At 55.1% G+C, this 6,613-nt stretch carries 7 protein-coding genes; 6 read left to right on the top strand and 1 reads right to left on the bottom strand.

The genetic code is table 11. The features are described 5' to 3' along the window. Positions 1-64: 64 nt before the first annotated feature. Positions 65-1,120, bottom strand: coding sequence for a PA0069 family radical SAM protein (locus tag BN1117_RS10785; protein ID WP_040097235.1), 1,056 nt, complete (start codon positions 1,118-1,120; stop codon positions 65-67). A gap of 173 nt (positions 1,121-1,293) precedes the next feature. On the opposite strand from BN1117_RS10785, the gene BN1117_RS10780 reads away from it, so the two are divergent. The 6 genes from BN1117_RS10780 (at position 1,294) to pheS (ending at position 6,612) form a co-directional block, all read left to right on the top strand. Further along, positions 1,294-1,881 carry a tetratricopeptide repeat protein gene (locus tag BN1117_RS10780; protein WP_040097233.1) on the top strand — a complete coding sequence of 196 codons (588 nt, stop codon included), beginning with the start codon at positions 1,294-1,296 and terminating at the stop codon, positions 1,879-1,881. A gap of 234 nt (positions 1,882-2,115) precedes the next feature. Beyond that, the gene (thrS, locus tag BN1117_RS10775; protein ID WP_040097231.1) at positions 2,116-4,044 is read left to right on the top strand and encodes a threonine--tRNA ligase; all 1,929 of its coding nucleotides are present in this window, start codon (positions 2,116-2,118) and stop codon (positions 4,042-4,044) included. Between the two features lie 3 nt (positions 4,045-4,047). Then, on the top strand, positions 4,048-4,596 hold the full coding sequence (gene infC, locus BN1117_RS10770) for a translation initiation factor IF-3 (protein WP_026034907.1): 549 nt from the start codon (positions 4,048-4,050) through the stop codon (positions 4,594-4,596). Positions 4,597-4,682: 86 nt separating this feature from the next. Beyond that, the gene (gene rpmI, locus BN1117_RS10765) at positions 4,683-4,880 is read left to right on the top strand and encodes a 50S ribosomal protein L35 (RefSeq protein ID WP_005300673.1); all 198 of its coding nucleotides are present in this window, start codon (positions 4,683-4,685) and stop codon (positions 4,878-4,880) included. A gap of 15 nt (positions 4,881-4,895) precedes the next feature. Then, positions 4,896-5,252 (top strand): 50S ribosomal protein L20, encoded by a 357-nt coding sequence (gene rplT / locus BN1117_RS10760; RefSeq protein ID WP_005336687.1) that lies wholly within the window; start codon positions 4,896-4,898, stop codon positions 5,250-5,252. A gap of 376 nt (positions 5,253-5,628) precedes the next feature. Next, positions 5,629-6,612: a phenylalanine--tRNA ligase subunit alpha gene (pheS, locus tag BN1117_RS10755; RefSeq protein ID WP_040097229.1), complete on the top strand. Its 984-nt coding sequence runs from the start codon at positions 5,629-5,631 to the stop codon at positions 6,610-6,612. Position 6,613: the final 1 nt, after the last annotated feature.

Below are 6,613 nucleotides of genomic sequence, written 5' to 3'. Positions count from 1 at the left end.
CGACCTTTCGACCTTTCGACAAGCAAGGGCCGCGCACCTGATATATGCAGAGCGTGAGCGAGCATTAGAAAAGTGACAGCTGCTCTCCCGGGCGGATAAATCCCTCCAGCCTGAGCTGAATATGGCGTTTGCCAAGCCCGAGGCGCCTGCTGATGAGGCGAAAGCGCTGGGCCAGCAGATCGGCAAAATGCCCCTCACCGCGCATGCGGGTTCCGAAGGCGGTACTGTTGAGCCCGCCACCGCGGCTGGCTCGCAACTGATTCAAAATAGCCTCCTTCTGGCCCGGATAGTGGGTATCGAGCCAGTCCCCAAATAGCGGCGCCAGTTCGTGGGGTAACCGCAGCAGGATGTAATCGGCGCAGCTGGCACCCGCCTCTGTGGCCGATTTGATGATCTGCTCCAGCTCCGGCTCATTGAGCCGCGGGATCATGGGGGCGGCCAATACCCCCACCTGCACGCCAGCACTGGCCAGCTTCTCGATCACTTTCAAGCGGCCGGCACCCGTGCTGGCGCGGGGCTCCAGCTGTCGGCGCAGGGTTTCATTCAAGGTCGTCACCGACACCATTACCTGACAGAGTCCCTCGCTTGCCAGCTCGGTCAACAGATCGAGGTCGCGCAAGATCATGGCGCTCTTGGTAATGAGTCCGACCGGATGGCGGTGGGCCAGCATCACTGCCAGCAACTGGCGGGTCAGGCCATAGCGCTGCTCGATGGGTTGATAGGGGTCGGTATTGGCGCCAATGAAGATGGTCTGTGGCTGATAGGCCGGTTTGGCAAACTCCCGGCGCAACAGCTCGGCTGCATTGCGTTTGGCAAACAGCTTGCTCTCGAAATCGAGGCCAGGAGAGAGCTCCAGATAGGCGTGACTGGGTCGGGAATAGCAGTAGATGCAGCCATGTTCACACCCCTGGTAGGGGTTGATGGAGCGACCAAAGGGAACATCTGGCGAGCTGTTGTAGCTGATAATGCTGCGTGCATCGATCTCCCGCACCTCGGTGCCGGGTAAAGAGGGGGTAAAGGCGGCATTCCAATCGGACGATTGCCAGCCATCATCGACCGACTCGACAAGGGGGCCGCTAAAACGGTGATCGATATTGTAGGGGCTGCCTCGTCCTGCCATGGTGCTTACCGATACTGTTTATATATACAGTTATTTTGCAGGTGCCCCGGATCAATGACAACAACTGCTGATCGAGCGGGTGCAAAAAGGGTTGGCACAGGGATCTGTTGCTTGATCGCAGCGCTACATTTCGTTTACATAGGTGAAATGAGAACTGGATCACGGAAATCATCATGAGCCCCACCACTTCCCGCTGGTTGTTTATCGGTCTGCTTGCCCTGGTTATCTGGCGTCTGCTTCCGCTCTCCACCGAGCAGGAGATGGCTGCTGCCAACCGTGCCTGGCGTACCGGTCACTTCGATGAGGCGACCCGGATCTGGTCGCCACTTGCCGAACAAGGGTTGCCAAGGGCGCAGGCTCTCATGGGCTGGAGCCATGAAGTGGGGCAGGGGAGCCAGCAGGATATCCATCAGGCCATCAGCCTCTATCGCCAGTCGGCGCAGGCAGGGGATCCCTTCGGCCAATACCGGCTGGCAGAGCTCTATCTGCGCGGTGTTGGGGTCAAGCGTGATCTGCGCCAAGCCTTTCACTGGATGGATCAGGCTGCCCGTAATGGCGATGTCCCGGCCATGCTGAAAGTCGGCGTGCTTCATCTGATGGGGGTCAGCGGCAGGGTCGATCTGCCTCAGGCAAAACAGTGGCTCTATCAGGCGGCGCAAAAGGGCAATAAGTTGGCGCTGCAGGTGCTAGAGGAGCTGAAGCGAGCCGAGGAGGGCAGCAGTCGCTTTGACTTCAATTGGCAATCACTGCTTGGTGAATAGTCGGCAAGCGACTCATTTGGCTGTAGAAATTATCTGCAAATCCGATACAGCGCGCCCGACTTCTGGTAGCATGGCCCCGTTTTGGCTTGGTTTGTCACGTTAGACATGCGTTTTACCTGTCAGGCCGTCTTCGCAAAGTGCTGTGGAGAACCAGAACATCACCTTTTTTTGAATCTCTTTTCCATCCCGCATGTGACCTTTGGTAGGGGTCACCACTGTATAAGGAAACACATAATGCCAATCATTACTCTGCCTGACGGCAGCCAACGTCAATTTGCCCACTCTGTTTCCGTCATGGATGTGGCCGCGGACATCGGTCCTGGTCTCGCCAAGGCGTGCATTGCCGGTCGGGTAAACGGTGAACTGGTGGATGCATGCGAGCTGATCGAAGCCGATGCTTCCCTGGCCATTATCACCGCCAAAGACGAAGAAGGTCTGGACATCCTGCGCCACTCCTGCGCCCACTTGCTGGGTCACGCCATCAAGCAACTTTGGCCCCAGACCAAGATGGCCATCGGTCCTGTCATCGACAACGGCTTCTACTATGACGTTGATCTTGACCGTACCCTGACCGATGAAGATCTGGCTGCCCTGGAAGAGCGCATGCTGGCGCTGGTAGCCAAGGATTACGACGTCATCAAGAAGAAAGTCTCCTGGCAAGAGGCGCGCGATGTATTCGCGACGCGCGGTGAGTCTTACAAGGTCGAAATCCTGGATCAGAACATTGCTCGTGATGACCAACCAGGTCTCTATCATCACGAAGAGTACATCGACATGTGTCGCGGCCCGCACGTGCCCAACATGCGTCACTGCCACCACTTCAAGCTGCTGAAAATGTCCGGCGCTTACTGGCGTGGTGACTCCAACAACAAGATGCTGCAACGTATCTACGGTACCGCCTGGGCTGACAAGAAGCAGCTCAAGGCCTATCTGCAGCGTCTGGAAGAGGCCGCCAAGCGCGACCACCGCAAGATCGGCAAGCAGCTCGACCTGTATCACATGCAGGAAGAAGCGCCGGGGATGGTGTTCTGGCACAACGATGGCTGGACCATCTTCCGCGAGCTGGAAACCTTTATCCGTGGCAAGCTCAAAGAGTACGACTATCAGGAAGTGAAAGGTCCCTTCATGATGGATCGTGTCCTGTGGGAGCGTTCTGGTCACTGGGATAAGTATGCCCAGGCCATGTTTACTACTCAGTCCGAGAATCGTGAATACGCCATCAAGCCAATGAACTGCCCGGGTCACGTGCAGATCTTCAATCAGGGTTTGAAGTCCTACCGCGATCTGCCGCTGCGTATGGCAGAGTTTGGCTCCTGCCACCGTAACGAACCGTCAGGCTCCCTGCACGGCCTGATGCGGGTGCGTGGCTTTACTCAGGATGACGCCCACATCTTCTGCACCGAAGAGCAGGTCATGGAAGAGGTATCAGCCTGTATTCGTATGGTCTATGACGTTTACGGTACCTTTGGCTTCGAGAATATCGTGGTCAAGCTCTCCACTCGTCCGGAGCAACGAATTGGCTCCGATGAGATCTGGGATCGTGCCGAAAAAGCGCTGGCCGAAGCGCTGGAGCTCAACGGTCTGAAGTACGATCTGCAGCCGGGTGAAGGGGCCTTCTACGGTCCCAAGATTGAATTTACCCTGCATGATTGCCTTGATCGTGCGTGGCAATGTGGTACCGTGCAGCTCGACTTTGCCCTGCCTGGTCGTCTGGGTGCCACTTATGTGGGCGAAAACAACGAGCGCCATGTCCCCGTGATGATCCACCGTGCGATTCTGGGCTCTATCGAGCGTTTCATCGGTATTCTGACCGAAGAGTACGCAGGTCTGTTCCCGACCTGGTTGGCACCGACTCAGGCTGTGGTCATGAATATCACGGATAATCAGGCCGATTATGCGGTGAAAGTAGCCAAAGCATTGAATGATGCGGGTCTTCGCGCAAAAGCGGACTTGAGAAATGAGAAAATTGGCTTTAAAATCCGCGAGCATACTTTGAAGCGAGTACCTTTCATGCTGGTCTGCGGCGATAAAGAAGTTGAAGCCGGTAAGATTGCAGTACGGACTCGTAAAGGGGCTGACCTGGGCACTTATCCTGTTGAAGAGTTCATCGCTCTATTGACCCAGGAAGTTCAGACCCGCGGACAAAAGAAAGTGGAGGAATAAGCTATAAAAGGCGGAAAAAAACTGGGCAAGCAACCGCAAGCCCGCGCTCACCGGATCAATGAAGAGATCCGTCTGAAAGAAGTTCGTCTGACTGGGCTGGATGGTGAAGCCATTGGCATCACCTCCATTCAGGATGCATTGAACTTGGCCGCAGAGGCCGGAGTTGATCTGGTCGAGATCAGTCCAAATGCTGAGCCGCCCGTTTGCCGGATCATGGATTACGGTAAATTCCTCTACGAAAAGAGCAAGACCACCAAAGAACAGAAGAAAAAGCAGAAAGTCGTCCAGGTCAAGGAGATCAAATTCCGTCCTGGCACCGACGAAGGCGACTATCAGGTAAAACTACGCAACCTGGTTCGCTTTCTGGAAGACGGGGACAAGGCTAAGGTCACCCTGCGCTTCCGTGGTCGTGAAATGGCCCACCAGGATCTTGGTATCAAGGTTCTCGAGCGCGTCAAGAATGACCTGGAAGAGCTGGCCGTAGTCGAATCGTTCCCGAAAGTCGAAGGCCGTCAAGCTGTGATGGTTCTCGCACCTAAGAAGAAATCTTAAGGCCCACAAGAAATTGACTCATGGGGCTAGCTCCATGAGTCGGTTCGCCTTGCGATTTTGTTGTCACTCACAATGCGGAGTATGAAATGCCGAAGATGAAAACCAACCGGGGCGCCGCAAAGCGCTTCAAGAAGACTGGCTCAGGTCGCTTCAAGTGCAAGCACAACCACCTGCGTCACATCCTGACCAAGAAGAGCAGTAAGCGTAAGCGTCAGCTGGGACCTAAGTTCTTTGTTTCCGCTGCCGACCACAAACGTGTTGTCGCTTGTCTGCCGTACGCATAAGGGGGGATGTGAAAAATGCCAAGAGTTAAACGTGGTGTGACTGCTCGTGCTCGTCACAAGAAAGTAATGAAAGCCGCCAAGGGTTACTACGGCGCCCGTTCCCGTGTTTACCGCGTAGCGGTACAAGCGGTAACCAAAGCTGGTCAGTATGCCTACCGTGACCGTCGCCAGAAAAAGCGTCAGTTCCGTCAGCTGTGGATTGCGCGTATCAACGCTGCAGCCCGTCAGAACGGCCTGTCCTACAGCCGTCTGATCAACGGTCTGAAGAAGGCTTCTATCGAGATCGATCGCAAGATCCTGTCCGATATCGCCGTTCACGACAAAATGGCTTTCACCGCCCTGGTTGAAAAAGCTAAAGCAGCTCTGGTTTAATCCAGTCCTGTTATAAATGCTAAAAGGAGGCTTAGGCCTCCTTTTTTGTATCTGTCATACACGGTATTACATAACTTCTCTCTCTCGTCCATATTCTGTCCGCTGTTTTACGCGCGCGACATATTTCCCCACACAAGGTGATATGTGCTAGTTGACCTCTGCTACAAACAGGTTGATATGCCAACAAACCAATTGCTTGTGCCACTATTTCAATAGTAGCTGTGAGCCGATGAGACTCGCTTGATATAACAAAATGATTTGTAGGGAGAAAAGCCCACCTTAACTATGGTCAGCGAAGGGGCTTTTTTTGTATTATTCCCCTCTTGACCTTATTTAGCCTAAAGGCTCCTGTACCGGGAGTGGTGACGAGGAAGACATGCAACAGCTTGAAGAAGTAGTCGGCCAAGCCAGAGCCGAAATTGAGGGCGTAAACGATATCGCAGCCCTTGACGAAATCCGGGTCAAATATCTGGGTAAAAAGGGCTTTTTTACCGAGCAGATGAAGGGCCTGGGTGCCTTGTCTGCCGAAGAGCGTCCCGCCGCGGGCGCCGTGATTAACCAGGCCAAACAACAGGTTCAAGAGGCGCTGAACGAGCGTCGTGAAGCGCTCGAAGTCGCCGTGCTGAACCAGAAGCTGGCTGCCGAGACCATCGACATCAGCCTCCCGGGCCGCCGCATCGATAATGGCGGTCTGCATCCGGTGACCCGCACCATCGAGCGCATCGAGCGCCTGTTTGGCGAGATGGGCTTCAAGGTTGCCCGTGGCCCCGAGATTGAAGATGGCTTCCACAACTTCGATGCCCTGAACATCCCGGCCCATCACCCGGCGCGTACCGATCACGATACCTTCTACTTCAATCCTGATCTGATGCTGCGTACCCACACCTCGGGCGTGCAGATCCGCACCATGCAGCAGCAACAGCCGCCGATCCGTATCATTGCACCGGGCCGTGTCTATCGTAACGACTATGACATGACCCACACCCCGATGTTCCATCAGGTCGAAGGTTTGCTGGTTGACGAGCATGCCAGCTTTACCGAGCTCAAGGGCATTCTGCACGATTTCCTGCGCAACTACTTCGAGGAAGACCTGACCATTCGCTTCCGTCCCTCCTACTTCCCGTTCACCGAGCCGAGCGCCGAAGTGGACGTGATGGGCAAGAACGGTAAGTGGCTGGAAGTGCTGGGCTGCGGCATGGTGCACCCGAACGTACTGCGTTCCGTTGGCATTGATCCGGAAAAATACTCCGGCTTTGCCTTTGGCATGGGCGTTGAGCGCCTGACTATGCTGCGTTACGGGGTCAATGACCTGCGTGCCTTCTTTGAAAACGACCTGCGCTTCCTCAAGCAGTTCAAGTAAG

This window comes from Aeromonas australiensis, from assembly GCF_000819725.1.
GTDB classification, from domain to species: Bacteria; Pseudomonadota; Gammaproteobacteria; order Enterobacterales; family Aeromonadaceae; genus Aeromonas; species Aeromonas australiensis.
Note: the sequence above shows the minus strand (reverse complement) of the source record. Positions and strands in the feature narration are given on the sequence as shown.